The following is a 4677-nucleotide window of genomic DNA, read 5'->3' as shown; positions in this document are numbered from 1 at the left end:
TTTCTTCTCCCCCCCGGACCCCCGTATATTTCTTCCTGACTCAGTGGTAAATCCCACCCCCACCCAGGGGAATCTTGCCCTGCAACAAGGCCGAAAAAGCCTCCCGCCCCAACGGAGGACTGAAGAAATAACCCTGAACCTCATCCCCCCCGTCCTGATTCTGCAAAAAGGCCAACTGCTCCAAATTCTCCACCCCCTCCACCACCACATGCAACCCCAACTTCCGCGCCATACTCAACATCGCCGACAAAAATACCGCATCATTGGCCTCCGGCCCCAAATCCTGCACAAACGACCGGTCGATCTTGATCACCTGAATCGGCAACTGCCGCAACAAGGCCAACGACGAATAGCCCGTGCCGAAATCATCCATCGCAATGCCGACACCCATCTCCCGCAAGCGGTTCAAGGTCTCCACCGCCTTCTTCGGATCCCCCAACATCATGTTCTCGGTAATCTCCAACTCCAGCTTGTCCCCCGGGAAACCCGTCTCCTGCAATACCTCCTGTACCAACCGCACCAAAGAATCCCCATCCCGGAACTGCAACGCCGACAAATTCACCGCCAAACGCAAATCGGGATAGCCTGCCATCGCCCAGGAGGCGGCATCCAAACAGGCGGTGCGCAAGACCCACGCCCCCAACTGGGCAATCAACCCGGTACCCTCCGCCAGCGGAATGAACTGCTGCGGCAACAAGATACCCTCCCGGGGATGATCCCAACGCACCAGCGCCTCCATCCCCGTCATCTGCCCCGAGGCCAAGGTCACCTTGGGTTGATAATCGAGATAAAATTCGTTCATCAAACAGGCGCGCCTCATCTCCACTTCCAGCCGCAGGCGTCGCTGCGCCAACTGGTTGATCTCCCGCGAGAAGAACTGAAAAGCGTTGCGCCCCGACTCCTTGGCCCGATACATCGCCGAATCGGCGTTGCGCGTCAACTCGTCGGCAGCCGCGCCATCCCCCGGAAAAAGCGCGATGCCGCAACTCCCCGAAATAACCACCTCCTGCCCCTTGAGCAGAAACGGCAACGCCAACTGCTCCAGAATCTTGCGCGCCACCAGCTCCGCCATCGACTCGTGAAGGATGTCGGACAGAATCACCGTGAACTCGTCCCCACCCAGCCGCGCCACCGTGTCGGACTTGCGCACCACCCCCTTGAGCCGCCGCGAGGCCTCCACCAGCAAGGCATCCCCCGCGTCGTGGCCCAGGGTGTCGTTGACCCACTTGAAACGATCCAGATCGACGAACATCAGGGCAAACATCTGCCGATGCCGCTGCGCCGCCAGAATCACCTGCTCCAAGCGGTCCTGAAACAGCTTGCGATTGGGCAGCCCCGTCAAATTGTCGAATTCGGCCTGCTCCCGCAGTTGCGCCTCCAGATGCTGCCGACAGGCGATCTCCTCCTGCAAACGCGCATTGGCGCTGGCCAAGGCATCCCGCTGCCGCTTCAGGGCCAGTTGCACCGCCACCCGCGCCCTGACCCGCAGGGGATTGACCGGCTTGTTGACGAAATCGACCGCACCCGCATTGAAACCCCGGATTTCCGCATCCATGTCATGCAGCGCCGTCACCAGAATCACCGGAACGTCACGAGTGCGCTCGTCCCGACACAGGGTCTCGCACACCTGAAAACCATCCATGCCCGGCATCATCACATCCAGAAGAATCAGATCCGGCGGCGAGGCGAAGGCCCGCTCCAGCGCCTCCTGACCACGGGTGGCGAAATGAACCTGGTAGTCCCCCGACAGGGCATACCCCAACAACCGGATGTTGTCCGGGGCATCATCCACGATCAATACGGACTGTCTGGTCTCAGGATTGTTCATGAGCCTCACCCGATGTCCGTTCCAGGATCTCTTTCAGCAGCGCCACCCGTTCGAGCGCCCCCGTGGTGTCCAGACGCCCCAGACATGCTTCCAATTGCCTCACCACCTCTTCCCCCTCGACAAGATCCACCATACGTTGCCGTATCTCCTCGAAAACCACCTCGCTGCGCAAATCGCCCTGGTGTAACAGGGTGCCAAGCTCTGTTACTTTACGCAACAATTCATTTGGGTTAATGCGTTCCATTTCTATTATCCGGGGGGAAAGCCCCGCCCGGGCCATGAAGTCCCTGGCGGCGGACAGCACCGGTTCCAGGGCCTGTTCGAGGGGGAGGAGGGCTTCGGGGGGCAGGGGATGGTCGGGAAAACGCAAAGCCGTCTCCAGGATATCGCACTGGTCCGCCAACTGGCGGGCGGCGATGGTGGCGGCGGCGCCCTTCATTTTGTGCAGGCGTTGGAGGGCCGTGGTCGCATCGCCCTGGCGCAGGATTTCGCCCAGCCGGGCGGGCTCGGTTTCGAATTCGGCGAGGAAATGGCCGATCAGCCGGGCGTAGAGGGTTTCGTTGCCTTCGCAGCGGGCCAGTCCTTCGTCCAGCATCAGCCCGGGCGGGTGAGGGCCATCGTGTGCGGAAGGGGCGCTCCCCTCGGGCAAGGGTTGGTTGCGGGCGGTGATCCAGTGTATCAGCTTGAGCAGCAGTTGGTTGACATCGATGGGCTTGGGCAGGTGATCGTTCATGCCGCTGGCCAGACAGGCTTCCACGTCCTGGGACATGGCGCTGGCGGTCATGGCGATGATGGGCATCTCCTGCAGGGAAGGCAGGCGACGCATGGCGCGGGTGGCCTCCATGCCGTCCATGACCGGCATCTGCACGTCGGTCAACACGGCGTCGAAGGGGGGCTCGGCGCGGCTGGCCAGATCCACGGCCTCCTGGCCGTTGCCCGCCAGGGTGACGATCAGCCCTTTGCGTTCCAGAATCTCCCGGATCAGATCGGAGTTGTCCGGCAGATCGTCCACCACCAGCAGACGGCGTCCCTCCAGCAACTGACAGTCGATGGTTTCGGGTAGCTGGTAATGGCTGGTTTCCCGACCCGGCTCCCCCTTGCCGAACAGCTCCAGAATGGTGTCGAAGAGCAGGGAGGGGTTGACCGGTTTGGGCAGAAAGGCCTGGATATCGGCCTCCGCAGCCTTGGCCATGACCTCCTCCCGTTCGAAAGCGGAGACCAGGATGATCAGCGGCGCGAAGGGCAGAGCGGGGTTTTCCCGGATGCACAGCGCCGTTTCGATGCCGTCCAATTCCGGCATGGACCAGTCCAGCAACAGCAGGCCGTAAGGCTGCTGTTGCACGGCGGCGCGTTCCATCTCCCGCAAGGCTGCCGTGCCGCCGTCCACGACGGTGTTGTCCAGATGCCAGGAACTCAGAAGCCGTTGCAGAATCTCCCGCGAGGTGGTGTTGTCGTCCACCACCAGAGCGCGCAGCGAGCGGAGTTCCTCCGGCAGCCGATAACGCTCCTTTTCCGGGGCCACCAGACTGTCGAAGGGGCACTGGAAGTGGAAACGACTGCCGTGGTCGGGACGGCTCTCCACATCGATGCCGCCGCCCATCAGCTCCACCAGCTTGCGACAGATGGCCAGCCCCAGGCCGGTGCCGCCGTATTTGCGGGTGGTGGAGCTGTCGGCCTGCTGGAAGGGCTGGAACAGCCGCTCCGCCTGATCCGGGGCGATGCCGATGCCGGTATCCCGCACCTCGAAGGCCAGGGTGACGCGGGTGGGACTCTCCCGCACCAGGGTCACGGACAGAACGATCTCGCCCCGCTGAGTGAACTTGAGGGCGTTGTCGCAGAGGTTGTTCAACACCTGACCCAGCCGGGTGGCGTCGCCCAGGAGAATGCGGGGAATGTCGGTGGGCATCGCGATCAGAATTTCGATGTCGGGCTTCTGCCGCGCCTTGATCAGCAATCCGTCGGCAACCTGCTCCACCAGCCGGTAGAGATCGAAGGGGGCCGTTTCCAGTTCCAGCTTGCCGGCGTCGATCTTGGAAAAGTCCAGGATGTCGTTGATGATGCGCAACAGCGAGTTGGAACTGGCGTGGATGCGCTCCAGATAGTCGCGTTGCTGCCGGGTCAGATCGGTTTGCAGGGCCAGATAGCCCATGCCGATGATGGAGTTCATCGGGGTGCGGATTTCATGGCTCATGTTGGCCAGGAAGGCCCCCCGGCTCCGATTGGCCCGACGCGCCTCCTCCTCGCTGCGGCGCAGCTCGTCTTCCATGGCCTTGCGATCGGTGATGTCCCGCGAACTGACCACGATGCCGCCCACCTGCCCGTCGTTGCGCCACTGGGGGAAGTAGGAGACATCCATCCAGCGCCGTCCGCTGACGGGAAAGTCGAACCAGTCCTGGTAGTTGACCGTCTCTCCCGCCAGACAGCGGTCGAGGTTGGGGCGAATCCGCGCGAACATCTCCTCGCCCAACAGTTCGGGTACGGCGTGGCCCACGATCTCGTGGTACTCCCGGCCGTGGTTGTCCAGATAGGCGCGATTGACGGCCCGATAGACGAAGCGACGGTCCAGAAAGGCCATATGGTCCTTGGAAGCGGCCACGATGGCCTCATACTGGCGTAGCGACTCTTCGGCCTCCTTGCGTTCGGTGCGATCCAGCAGAATGGCCCGTCCTTCGATCACCCGGCCCGAAGCGTCGGATTTCAGGGAGATGGAAAGCCGCACCCACAAGGGACGGCCATCCTTGCGGCGCATGGGCACGTCCTGTTCCGAAACCGGGCGCAGCCGCCAGGGCACCGGATCGGTCAGTCCGGGCTCCTGGAGGTCGGTGAGCCGCAACAGGGACCACTCCTCC

The 4677-nt window shown here is 62.6% G+C and carries 2 protein-coding genes; both read right to left on the bottom strand.

What is annotated here, in order from left to right:
• Nucleotides 1–40: 40 nt before the first annotated feature.
• The gene (locus HQL56_18360) at nucleotides 41–1828 is read right to left on the bottom strand and encodes an EAL domain-containing protein (GenBank protein MBF0311481.1); all 1788 of its coding nucleotides are present in this window, start codon (nucleotides 1826–1828) and stop codon (nucleotides 41–43) included.
• On the bottom strand, nucleotides 1815–4677 hold a 2863-nt coding region (locus HQL56_18355), incomplete at its 5' end, for a response regulator (protein ID MBF0311480.1). The genes HQL56_18355 and HQL56_18360, both read right to left, overlap by 14 nt.

The organism is Magnetococcales bacterium (genome assembly GCA_015231925.1).
Lineage (GTDB): Bacteria > Pseudomonadota > Magnetococcia > Magnetococcales > JADGAQ01 > JADGAQ01.
Note: the sequence above shows the minus strand (reverse complement) of the source record. Positions and strands in the feature narration are given on the sequence as shown.